We start from the raw sequence: 16,963 nt of genomic DNA, 5'->3' as shown, positions 1-16,963 counted from the left end.
AGGGTGATATGGCTTACGAGCAGGTGCTTCTTGAGAAGGATGGCCCTGCGGCCATCATCACCCTCAACCGCCCGAAAAAACTGAACGCGTTCACGAACCAGCTTGGGCTGGAACTCGCCGACGCAATCCGCGCCTGTGATGCAGATGATGACGTTCGCGGCATCATCATCACGGGCGCGGGCCGGCACTTCTGCGCAGGTGCGGACATTTCCGATGGCGCAGACGCCTTCGACACGAAGAGCGGCACGGGCGCGAAGAATTTCGGAACGGCCGAACCCGGCAAGGACCGGGACGGGGCAGGCTTCATCGGCGCGATGTATGCCTGCCAGAAGCCGCTGATTGCAGCGTTCAATGGCGCGGCCGTCGGTGTTGGCATCACGATGGTGCTGCCGACGGACATCAAGATCGCGTCCGAGAAGGCGAAGTTCGGTTTTGTCTTTGCGCAGCGCGGCCTGCCGCCGGAAGCGGGCAGTGCCTGGTTCCTGCCACAGCTGGTCGGCCTGCCTCAGGCCCTGCGCTGGTGCATGACAGGACGTGTGTTCGGGGCGGAGGAAGCGCTGGAAGGTGGCCTGATCAGCGAAATTCACCCGCCAGAGGAGCTTCTGCCCGCGGCCAAGCGAATCGTTGCCGAGATCGCGCAGAACACGGCGCCGGTTTCGGTTGCGCTCGTGCGCCAGCTGCTCTGGCGTTTCGGGCCTGCGGCGCACCCGTTTGATTTGCTGAAAGTGGACGGCCAGTTCGCCCTGACGCTCGGTTCATCTCCGGACGTGAAAGAAGGTGTCACGGCCTTCCTGGAGAAACGCCCGCCTGCATTTCCTGGAAAGGTCTCATCCGACATGCCGGAAGGGTACCCCTGGTGGAAATAGGCCTGGGGCGCGTATCGGGCCAGGAAGCGGTCTCTCGGGCGCCTTTATACATGGTGTATAAATGGCGTTTACATGGTGTTCTGCACGGTGCCCGGGCGCCGCAAACTGTTGGATAGGTCTCTAGGGAAGAGGTGGCTCCGCGAGTAGGACTCGAACCTACGACCGGGCGATTAACAGTCGCCTGCTCTACCAACTGAGCTATCGCGGAACAGCCGGAGAGGGGCTATTACCAGACCGCTCCACCGGTTCAAGCCCTCTGTTGCTGCGAACGGCACAATTCTTTCAGATCACATCAGAAAAACGCACAAAAAAAGGGCGGGAGACATGTCTCCCGCCGAGGCGTTGGGTGATGGTGGGTGTCTCCAAGAGAAGACAGGATCAACAATCAGCGGAAATGGTTAACGCGACCTAAACGACTTGCCGAAAACTCGAATTTCTTCGTCAATGTTCGGGATTTTATCCCGGCACACCAAAACACCTGCGGAAAAACCGCATGAATACAGGGGATTTGGTCGCTTGAGGAAGGTCTGGAGGCCCCGGCCGGAATCGAACCGGCGTACACGGATTTGCAATCCGCTGCGTCACCACTCCGCCACAGGGCCATGCCGGAAGCAGGCCTCCTAGCAACCTTCCGCGCGGCGTGCAATCTGCCGTTTTCATGCCTGTGCGCGTTTATCGCCGATTGCATGTATGAAGCTGCATGTTAAAGGGCTCTCGAAGAGGAACATACGCAGCCCGAAAGGCGAAAGCCCATGAACTTCGAAGCCGCCCGTGAAATCATGGTCGACAGCCAGATCCGCCCGAACGACGTGTCGGATCCTGAATTCGTCCACGCCTTCATGAATACCCCGCGTGAGGCTTTCGTCCCGGCGACCCGCAAACCGGTTGCCTATTCCGAACTCGAGATCGAGACGTCGGAAGGCCGCGCGCTCTGGACGCCGCGGGATACCGCCAAACTGCTGAAGTCCGCTGGAATCAAGCCAACCGACATCGTTCTGGTTATTGGTGCAGGCGCTGGCTACGAGACCGCCCTGATCAGCCACTTGGCAGAGACGGTGATCGCGCTGGAAGAAACGGCCGAGCTCGTTGATGCGATGTCCGAACGCTTCGCCTCTCTCGGTTTTGACCGCGCCGTTGCCGTTGAAGGCAAGCTGGAAGACGGCTTGCCGGATCAGGGGCCGTTTGATGCGATCTATGTCTGCGGCATGGTCGAAACCGTGCCGCAAGCCTGGAAAGACCAACTGTCAGAGGGTGGCCGTCTGGCGGTTGTCGAGCTGGAGCAGGACGGTGCCAGCCGCGGCCGTGTCTACACCAAAGCCGGTGATACCGTGTCTTCGCGCTACGCCTTCGATGCGTTCCCGCCGAAATTCGCACAATTCGACCGCAAAAAGGCATTTGTGTTCTGATTTTCGGGGCGCAGGGCGCTATCGTTAACTCCCCGGAAAAGTGAACACTGTTCTCTGTGGCCGCACGGCCTATATATAGGTCTGTAATTGTAATTACGGCATCTGAGGAGCCTATCATGACCCTGAAGTTTCGCATCCTCGCGGGCAGTGCGCTTGCCGGCCTGCTGGTGACCGGCAATGTGTCGGCCGAGACATTGGGGGATGCCGTTTCCTCGGCGATCCTGTCCAATCCGCAGCTGGAATCGCAGCGCGTCGAATCGGACATCGCACGGGAATCGCTGGAACAGGCGCGTGCTGGCGGTCGCACCACGGTGACGCTCGGTGGCTCGGCTGGTTACCAATATACCGACACCAACTCGCCGTTCAGCATCAGCAATGGTGATTCCGGGGCCTTTTCCTCGCAAGTCCAGGCAACCAAGCCGATCTATACGGGCGGCAGGATCTCGGCGGGTGTCCGTCAGGCCAAGGCGGGAATCGGTGCAGCTGACGCCCAGTATGATGCGGCTGTGCAGGATCTGATCCTGCAGGTGATCACGGCCTATATGGATGTCCGCCGCGACCGGGAGACAGTTTCCATCCGCCAGAACAATGTCGAGGTATCGACAGAGCAGCTTCGTGCAGCAGAAGACCGCTTCGAGGTTGGCGTTGTCACCCGGACGGACGTCTCGCTCGCCCGCGCCAATTTCGAAGGCACGCGCGCATCGCTCGCCGGCGCCGAGGCTGCACTCGAGACCAGCCTTGCGAACTACTCCTTCCTGACCGGGCTCACGCCCGGCGACCTGGCACCTCCGCCGGCGGTGCCGTCTCTTCCGGAATCTCTTGAGCAGGCGACTCAGCTGGGTCTTGAAGCCAATCCCGACATGATCGCGGCCCGCCATTCCGAACGGGCAGCGATGGAAGCGATTGAAGCTGCCAAGGCGCAGGGCCGCCCGACCGTGAACCTCGTGGGTACGGCGCAGACCCAGTATTCAAGATTTGAAACCCGGAACGTGCAGCAATCATCGGTTTCCGGCGTGGTTCAGGGATCTATCCCGATCCTCACGGGGGGACTGGTGAAAAGCCAGACGAAGGCCGCTCGCCTTCGCCGGGATCAGGCGCGCCGCCAGATCGATGCGCTGGACAGGTCGATCCGGGCGCAAGTCGCCTCCGCCTGGTACGGCTATGACGCGACCCTGCGGGCGATCGAGGCCTCCAAGCGTCAGGTAGATGCGGCCGAAATCGCCTATGATGGGGCCAAGGAAGAGCTGTCGGTCGGCGTTCGAACGACGCTGGACGTCCTCAACCAGGAACAGCAGCTGTTCGAGGCCCGCCTCGCACTGGTTCAGGCTGAACGGGATGCCTATGTGGCGGCGCATCAGCTGCTTCGGGCGACTGGTCAGCTTGCGCAACCATAGCTACCGGTCCCGGAAGAGGTTAACATTGTCAGGTCTTTGTTAACCCAATCGCCTTAGCGATCGTAAATAGATTCGACGACGCGAAAGCATATCAGGGGGCTCTGATGGCCAACGAAGCACATAAGGAACCGACGATGGAGGAAATCCTCGCGTCGATCCGTAAGATCATATCCGATGACGCGGCGGCGCCAGCGTCGGCCTCTGAACCGGAGCCTGAGATCGCCAACGACGAGGAAGACGATGTCAGCCTCGAAGAGGTGATGTTCGACGAAGACATCCGCGAGGAAACTTTCGAGGAAGAGGCCGTTGAGCTGGAGATGGAAGCCTTCGAAATCGAGGACTTCGCTGAGGAAGAAGTGCCTGAGGCATCTCCTGAGCCTGCCCAGAGCTTCGAATCCCTGCTCAGCGCGTCACGTGCCGCCGAATATGAAGCTGAGCCGGAACCAGAACCCGTTCCGGAGCCTGTTGCGGTTGCTCCGGTTAAACCGGCTCCCGCACCAACTCCGGCTCCCGCACCTGCGCCTGTGGAGAAACCCATGTCTGCATCGCCTGCTTACGAAAGCGCCTCTCTGACTGACGAGTCCACCGCAAACGCTGCGGCTGGTGCGCTCGGCAAGCTCATCTCCAAAATGGACCTCGGCACCGACAATACGCTCGAAGGCCTTGTCCGCGAGCTGCTGCGCCCGATGATCAAGGAATGGCTCGATGCCAACCTTGCCTCCATCGTTGAAGAGAAGGTTGAAGCCGAGGTACAGCGGATCTCCCGCATGGCGCGCTAGCCTCTCCCGCCAAATTGTTTATAGGGAAGGGCGCGCCGCCACCGGCGCGCCTTTTCTTTTTATCTGGAATACGCCCGAAACGATGCTCGACCAAAGATTTGACCCCGCTGAAGCCGAACCCCGCCTGTATGAGGCATGGGAGACCAAAGGCTGCTTCAAGCCCTCCGGTGACACATCTGCGCAGGCCTATTCCATCGTAATTCCGCCGCCGAACGTGACCGGCGTGCTCCACATGGGCCACGCGCTGAACAACACGCTGCAGGACGTTCTGATCCGCTTCGAACGGATGCGCGGCAAGAACGTCCTCTGGCAGCCGGGCACGGACCATGCGGGCATCGCCACGCAGATGGTGGTCGAGCGCCAGCTGGCCCAGGAAGGCAATATGAGCCGCCGGGAGATGGGCCGCGAGGCCTTCGTCGACCGCGTCTGGGCCTGGAAAGCCGAATCCGGCGGCGCCATCGTGAACCAGCTGAAGCGCCTGGGCGCCTCGTGCGATTGGAGCCGCGAGCGTTTCACCATGGATGAGGGCCTGTCGAAGGCCGTCACGAAAGTGTTCGTCGATCTCTACAACAAGGGCCTGATCTATCGAGACAAACGGCTTGTGAACTGGGATCCGCACTTCCAGACGGCGATTTCGGATCTCGAAGTCGATCAGCGCGAGGTGAACGGCCATTACTGGCACCTACGTTACCCGCTCGCCCATGGCGTGACCTATGAGCATCCGGTCAAGGACGAGGACGGCAACGTCACCGGCACGGAGACGCGGAACTATATCGTCGTCGCCACCTCACGCCCGGAGACGATGCTGGGCGATACCGGCGTTGCCGTGCACCCGGATGACGAGCGCTACAAAGGCCTTGTCGGCAAGTTCGTCGAGCTGCCGATTGTCGGCCGCCGCGTGCCGATCGTTGCGGACGAATATGCAAACCCGGAAAAGGGTTCCGGTGCTGTGAAGATCACCCCTGCGCATGACTTCAACGACTTCGAAGTCGGCAAGCGCGCGGGCCATACGCCGCTCAACATCCTGAACTCTGTTGCTGCCATCGTGGATGGCGAAGAGGCCGATGCGGCGGGCATTCCGGCAGCGTACCGCGGGCTCGACCGGTTTGATGCGCGCAAGAAGGTCGTCGAGGATTTCGAAGCGGCCGGCCTGCTGCAGGAGATCGAGAACCTCAAGATCGAGCAGCCCTTCGGCGACCGCTCGAACGTCGTCATCGAGCCCTGGATGACGGACCAGTGGTATGTCGATGCCAAGACGCTGGCCCAGCCGGCTATTGCAGCCGTGCGCGACGGCAAGACGAAGTTCGTCCCGGAAAACTGGGAGAAGACCTATTACAACTGGATGGAAAACATCCAGCCCTGGTGCGTCTCCCGCCAGCTCTGGTGGGGACACCGGATCCCGGCCTGGTACTCCGAAGAAGGCGAAATTTTCGTCGCCGCGTCTGCCGAAGAAGCGCAAGCCATGGCTGGCGCAGGCGTTGAGCTGAAGCAGGAAGAGGACGTCCTCGATACCTGGTTCTCATCCGCCCTCTGGCCGTTCTCGACGCAAGGGTGGCCGGACCAGACGGACGATCTAAAAACCTTCTTCCCGACCGCAACGCTGGTCACTGCGTTCGATATCATCTTCTTCTGGGTTGCCCGGATGATGATGATGAGCCTCGAATTCATGGGCGAAGTTCCGTTCAAGGATGTCTACATCCATGCCTTGGTCCTCGACGAGAAGGGCCAGAAGATGTCGAAGTCCAAAGGGAATGTGATGGACCCGCTGGAACTGGTCGATGAATACGGCGCCGACGCGCTGCGCTTCACGATGGGCCGTATGGCCGGGCAGGGCCGCAACATCCGCCTTTCCAAGCAGGCGGTCGAAGGCAACCGGAACTTCGCGACCAAGCTCTGGAACGCTGCCCGCTTCGCCGAGATGAACGAGTGCGGCGCGCCGGGCGAGATCGACTTCGATAAAATCCAGAGCCCCGTAAACCGCTGGATCCTCGGCGAGCTGACCCAATGCGTGGCCGACGTCAGCAAGGGCATCGAAGACTATCGCTTCGACGACGGCGCAGGCGCGATTTACCGCTTCGTCTGGAACACGTTCTGCGACTGGTACCTCGAATTGATCAAGCCGCTGCTCGGCGGGATGGATGACGCGGCCAAGTCCGAGACGCGCAAGGTTTGCGGCTACGTCCTCGACGAGACGCTGAAGCTGCTGCACCCGTTCATGCCGTTTGTGACCGAAGAACTGTGGGACCGCCGCGCGCCTGGCCGCCTGGCCGAGCAGGGCTTCCTCATGGGCCAGCAATGGCCGGCCTTTACCGGCTTCCATGACGAAGCGGCAACGCAGGAAGTCGACTGGGTCATCGGCCTGATCACGGAGCTGCGCTCGCTGCGCAACGATCTGGGCGTGCCGGCTGGGGCGAAGATCCCGCTGGCGCTGGTCAAGGCCGGGACAGAGATCGAAGACCGCGCGATGCGGCATGAGGATGTCCTGAAACGCCTTGCCCGCATCGAAGACATCGCTTTCACCGATGAAACACCGGAAGGCGCCGTGACGGCCGTGTTCGGCGAGACAATCGCAGCGCTGCAGATCGCAGATTTCGTCGACGTCGAAGAAGCGCGCAAGCGACTCGACAAGGAACTCGGCCAGATCGAGAAGGACATTACGTCCACCGAGAAGAAGCTCTCTAACGAGAACTTCGTGGCCCGTGCACCGGAAGAAATTGTTGAAGAGAACCGCCAGCGTCTCGTCGATTGGGCAGCCCGGCGCGAAAAGCTGGCTGCGGCACGAAAAGGACTTGAAGGCCTCTGACCTTCAAGTCCAACCTGCTGTCAGATGGACAGGAGGCATTCCCATGATTTTTCGGCCGCTTCTCGCGGCAGCTGCGATATTGCTCGCAGGCTGCCAGGTTTCGCCTGTGAACGCTGAGCCACCGGAAACACAGCAATGGCGCCTGGCCATACATGGCGGGGCTGGCGTGATCACGCGCGGTTCGATGACACCGGAACAGGAAGCGCTTTACCGAGCAGGCCTGCAGGAAGCGCTGGAAGCTGGCGCCGAAGTGCTCCGCAATGGTGGAAGCGCCCTCGACGCGGCGCAAGCAGCTGTCATCCCGATGGAGAACAATGAGATTTTCAACTCCGGCAAGGGTGCAGTGTTCACCGCCGCCGGGACACATGAGCTCGATGCCTCAATCATGGACGGCAGCACACGCAATGCAGGTGCAGTTGCAGGGGTCACCATCGTGAAGAACCCGATCCTCGCCGCCCGCGCCGTGATGGACAATTCAGAGCATGTCATGTTTGCCGGTCCTGGCGCGGATGCGTTTGCCGAAGCGCAGGGACTGGAGATCGTCCCAAATACCTATTTCGATACAGAGCGCCGCCGCAAATCGCTGGAGCGCGTGCTGGAGACCCTGTCACGTACAGCTGCTGACAAGCACGGTACGGTGGGCGCCGTCGCCATTGATGCTGACGGCAACATCGCTGCTGCGACGACGACTGGCGGGATGACGGCCAAGACTGCCGGACGCGTCGGAGACTCCCCACTCATCGGTGCGGCGACTTACGCCGAGAACGGTGTCTGCGGTGTGTCCGCCACCGGTCATGGCGAGTACTTCATCCGTGTCGGAGTTGCCAAGACGATCTGCGACCGGGTCAAACTTGCCGGTGAAAGCGTTGGAAAGGCAGCACAGGTCGCACTGGATGAAGTCGCAGAGCTTGGCGGTGACGGCGGTGTGGTCCTCATCGACGGCAATGGTAATGTCGATTTCGTCTTCAACAGCGAAGGCATGTATCGCGGCTGGATCGACGCCGACGGATCATGGACCGCGATCTATGGGGATGAAACCGAAATGGAGGAATAGTCATGGAAACACGGCCACTTGGTAAGTCAGGCCTGTCGACCGCACCGCTGGTACTGGGCGGCAACGTATTTGGCTGGACCGCAGACCGCGCTACCTCATTCGAAGTGTTGGATGCCTTTCTGGATGGCGGGTTCAACGCGGTCGATACGGCGAACGTCTATTCCCGCTGGATCCCCGGACATGAGGGCGGTGAGTCGGAAACCGTGATCGGTGAATGGTTCGCCCAAGGGGGTGGCCGGCGCGAAAAGACTCTTCTGATAACCAAGGTCGGTTCCGATATGGGCGAAGGCGGCAAGGGCTTGCGGGCGGATTATATCGTGCAGGCCTGTGAAGCCTCACTGAAGCGTTTGCAGACTGACCACATCGATCTCTATTTCTCGCACTTCCCGGATCCTGAAACGCCGATCGAGGAAACGCTGGAAGGGCACCAACGGCTCATCAAGGCCGGCAAGGTTCGTGCCTGCGGGGTTTCAAACTATGATGGTCCGGGCCTTGATGCTGCGATGAACGCGGCAGGAGGAGATCGCGCGCGGTATGAGGTCCTGCAGCCTCATTACAATCTTCTCGTTCGGGAGGAGTTCGAAGGCGAACGGGAAGAGGCTTGCCAGCGTTACGGTCTGGGCGTCATCCCGTACTTTTCGCTCGCCAGCGGATTTCTGACGGGCAAATACCGGAACGAAGACGATCTGAAGAAGAGCCCGCGCGGCATGCGGATGAAGGAGCTTCTGGCGGGCCGTGGTCTGAAAGTGCTGGCAGCCCTCGACTTGGTCAGTGCGAAACACGGTGCCACACCGGCGCAAGTGGCGTTGGCCTGGCTCATGCACAAGCCATCGGTCACGGCACCGATCGCCAGCGCGACGTCAGTTTCGCAACTGAAAGAGATCATGCCCGCGGCGTCGCTAAAGCTGACTGTTGAAGACATGACGACACTCGATGACGCCTGATACTTCGCAGACCCTCGTTTTTCGCGATGCAATGGCGGACGATGTCGTTGCATTGACGGCGCTCGCGCGGAAGACGTTCACCGACAAGTTCGGGCATCTCTACAGCGCGGAAAACCTCGACCTGTTTCTCGAAGAATCCCACAATCCGGATCTTTACCGAGATTGGATTGCAGATCCGGATGTCCTGGTTCGTGTGTGCGAGGCAGGCGACGGCGCAATGAAAGCTTATTTGCTTTGCAGCCCGCTCAGCCTGCCGGCGCCGGACCCCAAACCGGGGGCTCTGGAGCTGAAGCGGGTGTATGTCGATGAGGCTTTGCAGGGACACGGTATCGGATCACGCTTCATAGATGAGGCGCTTGTCTGGGCACGCAGCCGACAAGCGCCTGAAATGTATCTGAGCGTCTATTCGGATAATCTGGGCGCCCAGCGACTGTATGCCCGGCTCGGTTGGGAAAAGGTGGCGGAATTCCTGTTTCCCGTGGGCGAGCACCGAGACCTTGAATTCCTTCTGCGACTGAAACTGTGAGCGCCTTGGCGCATCTGCCGAACCGGTCTTAAGTGGCCTCTCTCACTGTTTGCGGGACGCACATATGAACGACCAGCCTGAGATCGACCCCGCGATCCTGGAGGCCATGGATGGCCTGCGGGACGAGTTTGCCGGTTTTGCGGCTGTTTACCAGAACGAGATCCGGCCAGTTCTGCAGGCACGCGAACTTGACCGGGAGCAAGCAGTCAGCAAAGCGCGGAAGTATCGCTATGTGGGCATAGGGCTTGGCCTGGCGATCGCACTTGTTGGCTTTATTGGATTCAAATCTGTCTTCGGGCCGTTCCTCGGGGTCATTGTCGGGTTCGGTCTTGTGGCCTGGGGTGGGCAGCAGCTCAAACAATTCGGAAAGGAAGCCAAGGAACTGCTCGTTCAGCCGGTCGTGCGCCAATTGGGTCTGAATTTTCAGTCCGAACCCGGCGAGGTCGCATCGATCTATGAGCACAAAAAAGTCGGCATCGTGCCCAGCTGGGATCGCGCGAGCTACGAAGACCGGCTGACCGGAACACGAGACAATGTCGAGTTTGAACTGTTCGAAGCCCATCTCGAAGAAAAGCGCCGGTCCACCGATTCCAAAGGCCGGACAACGACGCGATGGGTCACCGTTTTCCGGGGCCAGTGCCTGCGCTTTCACTTCGACAAGACCTTCTATGGCCGGACGCTGGTGACGCGGGATGCGGGCTTCTTCAATCGGTTCGGCGGCGGCAACGGCCTGAAGCGCGCATCCCTCGAGGACCCTGAATTCGAAAAGATATTCGAGGTCTACACGACCGATCAGGTGGAATCCCGCTACCTGCTTACGCCGGACCTGATGCAGGAATTGGTGAACCTGGAGAAGACGTTCCACGGCGGGAAACTGAAATGCTGTTTCGACGGCGGCGAGATGTACATCACCCTGCAGGGCGGCAATCTGTTTGAGCCAGGTAGCATGTTCACGCCGCTCGACAGTCCGAGCCGCTTGCGGGAGCTGCTGGAGGACTTCGCTGCCGTGTTCCACATCATCGATGTCACCAACAAGAACCGCCGCCGCAGAAGCGGGCAGGCGATGCCAGAGGTGTGACCGGAGCCAGCAATCTGGGCAATTTCAGGGCAGTAACGTTCAGTAAGGCTTCAGGTGACAAAGGTCATGGTGCAGGCAACTGGTGAGAGAGGACCTTCCATGAACCGACTGTTGATTGCTGCCATCTTTGCGCTTGCTGCCCCCGTTGCTGCGGCGGATGCGGCGGTGTCGGCCAAGGAACTTGCCCGGTGCCAGGCGATGTCGGCCACGTTCAAGCCGAAGCAGGAAGAGGTCGTGAAGCTGAAAGTTGCACGCGACGCTCAGGCCGAAATCGTGGAGACAAAAGGTGAAGCCTGGGACGATGTTGAAGTCATGCGCAATGCATCAAAGAAGCATGCGAAGGCTGCCGACGTTGCCAAGGCGGACTATGAGGCTGCCAAGGCGGACTTGTTGCGCATGGAATTGGGCCTCCAGGAAGCCGTCACCTCCCTGAACGCCGACTACGAAGCCTATAACCAGACCTGCGCCACCAAGAAATAGCGTCTCCCTGAGGTCGGTCCGATTTGGTCCCGGCAGGCTTATGCCGCCGGGACTGAGTAGACCTTTCGAGCCGTTCCAGCGAACATCGCCGCTTTTGCAGCTTCCGGATACTTCGCCGCGATCTTTTTCATGGCGTTCCAGTAGACCACATAGTTCAGCGACCAGCGGTCGACCGGGAAGTTGCTCTCGAACATGCAGCGCTCCGGACCGAAGCATTTGATCATGTGATCGTACCAGCGCTCATGCTGTTCCACGACCTCGTCAGATGTCGGAGGAATGTCTCGCTTGTCCCAGCCAAAGCCATTGTCGGGCATGGCGAGGCCACCGATCTTGGCATGGACGTTCGGGCATTCGGCAATCGCGGCCACATCGTCTTTCCAGGCCTCGAAGATTTCGTCGCGCTTGCCCTCATAGGGCCCAACGCCGATTGGCGTGCCGAAATGGTCGAGGATCATGGTTGTGCCGGGGCAGGCCCTAGCCAGGTCCAGATAGTCCCGGTTCTGGTGGTGGTAATGCCATGTGTCATAGGTGAAGCCGCGTTCACCAAGGTGTTGCACACCACGGCGGAAGTCAGGCTCGGCGTAGAGGCGCGGCGGTGCGTGGCCCGGGATGCGGAGCGTCGCTCCGCTTGCATCGCGTGAACCGGCATGGCGGATGCCCTTGAACAACCCCTTCGAGGCTTCGACGTGGCCATCCAAAACTTCGTCCAGTTGCGCCAGCGGTAAACGGAGGTCGGCATGGGCCACCAGCGCAGCGATGTAAGGTCCGCCCTTCGCCTTCATTGCCGCTGCAGATTCAGTCACAAAGACTGTTTCGCCAATTGGCTTCAAATAGTCCGGTCCATCCTTCCGGTAAGCGGCGCCGCATTCCATGAAGACGGTCTGCACGACGTTGTGCCCGCTGGTCAGGTCGGCAAGCAGATCCGGCACGCGGTAGCCCATATCTTCGCTCGGCCAGAGATGGTGGTGCGGATCGACGATCTCGCGTTCGGGCTCGAGGATATCTTCCCGAACCTGCCACACCCAATCGGTATTGTTGAAAACCATGTGCCGTCCTCCCGGTATCTTTTGAGAGGCAGAGTGACGCCGAAAATCAAAGAAGGCCAGCACCAGGCTGGCCTCACCTCGCGTCAGTCAGGTGGCAGATCAGAAAGTAATTTCAGCGCCGGTCAGTTCCGGCAGCTGCAGGATGATGATCAGGTCCCGCATCTCCTGACGGGCCGCAACATGGCTCATCGTGAAGGAGACGTTCGAGCCTTTTTCCGTCAGGTCCAGCAGGGTCAGGCCAGCGGGGAACAGCTCTCGGTAGATCACGCGCTCGGACAGGCCTGGTGCCAGGCGGAAGCCGATCCGTTTGGAAAGATTGTCGAGCGCTTCGCCGACGCGTTCCTTGTTCCGCGCCGCCAGCGGTGACATGCGGTTACGCATCACGATCCAGTCGATCGGACGGCGCGAGGTTTGCGCCTTCTTCTTCCGGCAGGACCAGACCATTTCCGAATAGAAGCTCGGCCGGATCACTTCCAGCGTCTGCGGATTCACGTCACCCAACAGATCGAAGTCGACGAAACTGTCGTTCAGCGGCGTGATCAGCGTATCGGCATGCATATGCGCCGAGCGAGACAGGAAAGTGTCACCGCCGGGCGAGTCGATGATGATGAAATCGCAGGTCTTCTTCAGGCGCTGCAGGCTGGACACGAGCCGGTGGGTTTCTTCCGCTTCGGCCCGGTCGAGATCGCGTTCGGTCGACGCATCCACGCGCACGATCTCCGGCATCGGGAGACGCGAGCCGGTCGACTGCATCCAGCGCAGCCGATTTTCGAGATACCGGGTCAGCGACCGCTGACGCACATCAAGGTCGATCACGCCGACTGCTTTGCCCATCCGCATCAGGGAGACGCAAAGGTGCATGGAAACCGTCGACTTGCCGGCGCCGCCCTTTTCGTTGCCAACGACAATGACGCGGGCATCCTTCTGGGGGACCGACAGGTCCGGGCCACCCACGAGTGCGGTAGGCGCGAATCCATCAGGCATGTCAGAAAGCTCCAGTTTCAGTCAGTCAGGTTAAGTCAGCGAAAAGCTCAGGCGACACGTGGCATGTCTTGTGAGTCGCTCCAAGCCCTACGGCGTGTCGGCATCTCGTCGAACAGGTCATCGTCTTCGGCCAGGATACCAAACTGTGCAGGCATCGGTTCGCCGTCGAAAAGAAGGTCGTCGGACATGATCGGTCCAAAGGCGGCTTCTGCAGGAAGCTCCTCGGTCTGCGGGGCGTGCATGGCTATCTGGGTCAACAGGGAGCGAAGACCGGACAAGGCACCGGAGACGCGGGCCGTTTCGCGGGCATATAGCGCGGCGGACTCCGTGACGGGGTTTCCATCGCGGTCGAACATCCATTCGTCGATTTCCATTTCCGGATCGAAGTGCCGGGTACGCGGCTCCGGAACACCGTCGCCAGGGAGACGCGACTCGCTGGCGGACATGCGGAACGCTGCCGTCAGCACGAAGGATTTCAGGGAAGAAAGGATGCGCTGTGTCATGGCTTTAAAATTCCTCCGAACAGGTTAACAACGCGTTTACACAATCCGGAGCCGGGGCGAATTGAAAGTGAATTCGAAGACAGGTGACCTTACCGCCACCGTACGTACCAGAAGTGAACTGTTTCAACAGGTTAGGGCCTGGAAGCAGGCGGGCGAAACGGTGGGTTTTGTCCCCACAATGGGGGCGCTGCACGGCGGACATTTGTCCCTCATTGAAAAGGCAAAAGAAAAAGCCACCCGAATCGTGGCGAGCATTTTCGTGAATCCGACTCAGTTCGCGCCGGGCGAGGATTTTGACACCTACCCAAGAGACGAGAACGCCGATCTGGCAAAGCTCGCGTCGGTGGGTTGCGATCTCGCCTATCTTCCCACGGTCGATGAGATGTATCCCGAAGGTTCCGTCACGAATGTGCGGGTCGAGGAGATGTCCGACCTGCTGGACGGCATTTACCGGCCGCACTTCTTCTATGGTGTGGCGACAGTCGTTGCGCGCTTGTTCCTGCACGTCCAGCCGGATGCCGCCGTTTTCGGCGAGAAGGATTACCAGCAGCTTCAGATCATTCGCCGCATGGTACGGGATCTTGGCTTTCCCATAGAAATCATTGGCGCTGCCACAGCCCGGGATGCAGACGGCCTCGCGCAGTCATCCCGGAACCTCTACCTGAAACCGGAAGAACGCCGGAACGCAGGCGCCATGCAGGCGGCACTGCACCGGGCATCCGTTCGGCTCGCGGCGGGTGAGCTGCCGTCGGTCGCGCTAAGCGAGGCGCGGGACCTCCTGGTCCGGTCCGGGTTCGGCAAGATCGACTATGTGTCTCTGGTCGATCCCGCCACGCTGCAGGATCTGCCGGACGCGCCGCTGCCTGCTGGTTCGATTGCCAGACTTCTTGGCGCGGCCTGGATGGGCCGCACGCGCCTGATCGACAATATCAGTGTGACGCGGTGAACGCTTCCAGCAAGCCGAGAACCGTTTCATTGTCTTCCGCCGACCCGACCGAAATCCGTAGCCGGCTCGGCATGCCATAACCGCCGACCGCCCGGACCAGAACGTTATTCTGCTTCAGGAATTCATTCGCCGCTGCTGCCCGTTCGGCAGTCCCGAAATCCGGGATGACGAAATTCGCCAGCGATTCCGGCGTCGGCAGTCCCATCGCATTCAGGCGCTCGACATAAATCGCGCGCCACTTGGTATTGTGGTCTCGGCTCTGCTCGATGAAATCGGTATCGCCGATGCTCGCGATGCCGGCGGCCACGGCGAACGCGTTGATATTGAACGGCGGCCGGATGCGCTGGAAGGTCTCGGCAATGTCCGTCGGGAAATATCCCCAGCCCAGGCGCAGGGCGGCCAGACCATAGATCTTTGAGAAGGTGCGGATCATCACCGTATTTGAACGCCGGTCGACCAGGTCGCGGATCTCGGCTTCATAGGCCTCGCCGACATATTCGGCATAGGCGCCATCGATTGCAAACAGAACATGTGGAGGCAGCGCATCCTGAAGGCGAGCTAGTTCCTCGACCTGCATCATCGTGCCAGTCGGATTATTCGGATTGGCGAGGAACAGGATACGCGTCCGCTCGGTTACGCCACCGAGCAGGGCGTTGAAACCGGCGGTAAAGTCGGTTTCCGGAACTGTCACCGGTTTTGCCCCGTGTCCCAGCGCAGAAACCGCGTACATGGAGAACGCATGCTCCGTGAACAGAATTTCATCGCCGGGGCCGGCATAGGCCTGCGTCAGCAGGTGAATGATTTCATCCGAACCGGCCGACACTGCCACGCGGGAAACATCACTGATGCCCTTGGCGTCCGCAATCGCCTGACGAAGTGCGCCGTAATCCGGATCCGGGTAGACGTGAACTTGCCGGGCCACATCCTGCATCGCTTCGATTGCTTTGGTGCTCGGCCCAAACGGGTTCTCGTTCGACGCCAGCATGACGACGCGGTCCTTGCTTCCGTGCAGCTTGCCGCCGGGGACATAGGGCTTCGTTTTTTCGATGTGCGGGAGGGGGCGAATGCTGGTCATGCGGGCGACTTACAACAGGACCGGGAGACTGGAAACAGGAATTGCGCGAGCTTTACACAAGCGGAGGTGCCGTCGAATCCCGCGCGATCAGCTTGTAGTCCAGCAAGCGCCGCTGTGGCGTTTCGCTGGGTGCGGCGATTTCCTCGAGAAGGAGGCCCACAGCTTCAGAGGCGAGTTCGCGGCTCGGCTGGTAGATGGTCGTGAGCGAGGGGCTGATGGTCGCCGCCAGAGGTGTGTCGTCGAAACCTGCCACGGACAGTTCCTGCGGGATCTGGATGCGGCGGCGGTAGCAGGCGGCGATGACGCCTGCCGCCATGTCATCATTTGATGCAAAGATCGCAGTTGGCCGTTTTGGCAAATCCAGCAGCTGATCGGCTGCGGAGATGCCGGAATCGAAGGTGAAGTTGCCCATCACAACCCGTTCCGGATCAAAGGATATGCCTGCCTGTTCCAGCGCATCCTTGTAACCCTGGAGCCGCACGCTGGCCTCTTCATGGGTGACGGGGCCGCAGATGAATCCGATGTTCTTGTGGCCAAGGCCGATGAGGTGTTCCGTCATCTCCCGGGCCGCAGCACGATCGTCGATCGCGACGTCGCGGCCCGGCTCACTGGTCTTCGATGGCGCGACTCTTACGAATGGCACAGCATGCTCGCGCAATAGCTTTATCAGTTCCGGATCGTCCGACAGGGGCGGTGTCAGGATCACGCCAGCCAGCCGGTTATCCGGCCGCAGTGCCAGAATGGCATTTGTGTCGGTGGAGCGTTCTTCGGCGATCAGGCTGTAGCCTTCGGTTTGACAGCGTTGGAGTGCGCCCAGATGCACCTCGCCGATATAGTTCCGGGACGGGTTTGCGTAGAGCAGGCAGATGGTGCGGCTCTGCCGGGCGCGCAGGTTCCGGGCGTTGTGATTTATGCGGTAGTCCAGCGCTTTTGCCGCGCTCATGACCCGCTCGCGGGTCTGGGCCCGGACATTCGTCTCCCCATTCAGCACGCGGCTGACTGTTTTGAAGGAAACGCCCGCCTCGCGGGCAACATCGATGATCGTGGCCGGCCGGGCACCGGTGTTTTTGCGGGGCATG

Annotated in this window: 16 protein-coding genes and 2 tRNA genes; 11 read left to right on the top strand and 7 right to left on the bottom strand. The window is 60.3% G+C overall.

Going from position 1 to position 16,963, the window contains the following annotated elements:
- Window positions 1–8 precede the first annotated feature (8 nt).
- Complete coding sequence (locus R3C98_RS08685; RefSeq protein ID WP_371313715.1) at window positions 9–866, top strand: enoyl-CoA hydratase-related protein; 858 nt, start codon at window positions 9–11, stop codon at window positions 864–866.
- A gap of 132 nt (window positions 867–998) precedes the next feature.
- On the opposite strand, the gene R3C98_RS08680 is transcribed toward R3C98_RS08685, so the two are convergent.
- Together R3C98_RS08680 and R3C98_RS08675 are read right to left on the bottom strand one after the other, a co-directional pair.
- A tRNA-Asn gene (locus tag R3C98_RS08680) sits at window positions 999–1,074 on the bottom strand.
- A 320-nt stretch (window positions 1,075–1,394) separates the two neighbouring features.
- Window positions 1,395–1,468: transfer RNA gene (locus R3C98_RS08675), tRNA-Cys, on the bottom strand.
- A gap of 150 nt (window positions 1,469–1,618) precedes the next feature.
- On the opposite strand from R3C98_RS08675, the gene R3C98_RS08670 reads away from it, so the two are divergent.
- The 9 genes from R3C98_RS08670 to R3C98_RS08630 all read left to right on the top strand — a co-directional run bounded on the left by R3C98_RS08670 (window position 1,619) and on the right by R3C98_RS08630 (window position 11,330).
- Entirely contained in the window at window positions 1,619–2,272 is a 654-nt protein-coding gene (locus R3C98_RS08670; RefSeq protein WP_371313714.1) for a protein-L-isoaspartate O-methyltransferase, read from the top strand.
- Between the two features lie 116 nt (window positions 2,273–2,388).
- Window positions 2,389–3,666 (top strand): TolC family outer membrane protein, encoded by a 1,278-nt coding sequence (locus R3C98_RS08665; protein ID WP_371313713.1) that lies wholly within the window; start codon window positions 2,389–2,391, stop codon window positions 3,664–3,666.
- 104 nt (window positions 3,667–3,770) lie between these two features.
- Window positions 3,771–4,445, top strand: a complete 675-nt coding sequence (locus R3C98_RS08660) for a PopZ family protein (protein ID WP_371313712.1) — start codon at window positions 3,771–3,773, stop codon at window positions 4,443–4,445.
- A gap of 82 nt (window positions 4,446–4,527) precedes the next feature.
- Window positions 4,528–7,248, top strand: a complete 2,721-nt coding sequence (locus R3C98_RS08655; RefSeq protein ID WP_371313711.1) for a valine--tRNA ligase — start codon at window positions 4,528–4,530, stop codon at window positions 7,246–7,248.
- Window positions 7,249–7,291: 43 nt separating this feature from the next.
- Window positions 7,292–8,302 (top strand): isoaspartyl peptidase/L-asparaginase family protein, encoded by a 1,011-nt coding sequence (locus R3C98_RS08650; RefSeq protein ID WP_371313710.1) that lies wholly within the window; start codon window positions 7,292–7,294, stop codon window positions 8,300–8,302.
- 2 nt (window positions 8,303–8,304) lie between these two features.
- Window positions 8,305–9,246 carry an aldo/keto reductase gene (locus R3C98_RS08645; protein WP_371313709.1) on the top strand — a complete coding sequence of 314 codons (942 nt, stop codon included), beginning with the start codon at window positions 8,305–8,307 and terminating at the stop codon, window positions 9,244–9,246.
- Window positions 9,236–9,772 carry an N-acetyltransferase family protein gene (locus R3C98_RS08640; RefSeq protein ID WP_371313708.1) on the top strand — a complete coding sequence of 179 codons (537 nt, stop codon included), beginning with the start codon at window positions 9,236–9,238 and terminating at the stop codon, window positions 9,770–9,772. The genes R3C98_RS08645 and R3C98_RS08640 overlap by 11 nt, the downstream gene beginning before the upstream one ends.
- A gap of 64 nt (window positions 9,773–9,836) precedes the next feature.
- Window positions 9,837–10,850, top strand: coding sequence for a DUF3137 domain-containing protein (locus R3C98_RS08635; RefSeq protein WP_371313707.1), 1,014 nt, complete (start codon window positions 9,837–9,839; stop codon window positions 10,848–10,850).
- Window positions 10,851–10,949: 99 nt separating this feature from the next.
- Window positions 10,950–11,330: a hypothetical protein gene (locus R3C98_RS08630; protein WP_371313706.1), complete on the top strand. Its 381-nt coding sequence runs from the start codon at window positions 10,950–10,952 to the stop codon at window positions 11,328–11,330.
- 38 nt (window positions 11,331–11,368) lie between these two features.
- On the opposite strand, the gene R3C98_RS08625 is transcribed toward R3C98_RS08630, so the two are convergent.
- The 3 genes from R3C98_RS08625 to R3C98_RS08615 all read right to left on the bottom strand — a co-directional run bounded on the left by R3C98_RS08625 (window position 11,369) and on the right by R3C98_RS08615 (window position 13,863).
- Window positions 11,369–12,376 (bottom strand): amidohydrolase, encoded by a 1,008-nt coding sequence (locus R3C98_RS08625; RefSeq protein ID WP_371313705.1) that lies wholly within the window; start codon window positions 12,374–12,376, stop codon window positions 11,369–11,371.
- Window positions 12,377–12,475: 99 nt separating this feature from the next.
- Window positions 12,476–13,360, bottom strand: a complete 885-nt coding sequence (locus R3C98_RS08620; protein WP_051600135.1) for a division plane positioning ATPase MipZ — start codon at window positions 13,358–13,360, stop codon at window positions 12,476–12,478.
- A 47-nt stretch (window positions 13,361–13,407) separates the two neighbouring features.
- Window positions 13,408–13,863: a hypothetical protein gene (locus R3C98_RS08615; protein WP_371313704.1), complete on the bottom strand. Its 456-nt coding sequence runs from the start codon at window positions 13,861–13,863 to the stop codon at window positions 13,408–13,410.
- A 67-nt stretch (window positions 13,864–13,930) separates the two neighbouring features.
- Between R3C98_RS08615 and panC the strand changes: the two genes are divergently transcribed.
- Entirely contained in the window at window positions 13,931–14,809 is an 879-nt protein-coding gene (gene panC / locus R3C98_RS08610) for a pantoate--beta-alanine ligase (protein WP_371313703.1), read from the top strand.
- On the opposite strand, the gene hisC is transcribed toward panC, so the two are convergent.
- Together hisC and R3C98_RS08600 are read right to left on the bottom strand one after the other, a co-directional pair.
- Window positions 14,793–15,884, bottom strand: a complete 1,092-nt coding sequence (gene hisC / locus R3C98_RS08605; RefSeq protein WP_371313702.1) for a histidinol-phosphate transaminase — start codon at window positions 15,882–15,884, stop codon at window positions 14,793–14,795. The two genes, panC and hisC, sit on opposite strands and share 17 nt — an antisense overlap.
- Before the next feature lie 52 nt (window positions 15,885–15,936).
- The gene (locus R3C98_RS08600; RefSeq protein WP_371313701.1) at window positions 15,937–16,962 is read right to left on the bottom strand and encodes a LacI family DNA-binding transcriptional regulator; all 1,026 of its coding nucleotides are present in this window, start codon (window positions 16,960–16,962) and stop codon (window positions 15,937–15,939) included.
- Window position 16,963 lies beyond the last annotated feature (1 nt).

Source organism: Hyphomonas sp. (assembly GCF_041398465.1).
In the GTDB taxonomy this organism is placed as follows: domain Bacteria; phylum Pseudomonadota; class Alphaproteobacteria; order Caulobacterales; family Hyphomonadaceae; genus Hyphomonas.
This window is presented reverse-complemented; position numbering and strand designations above follow the sequence as displayed.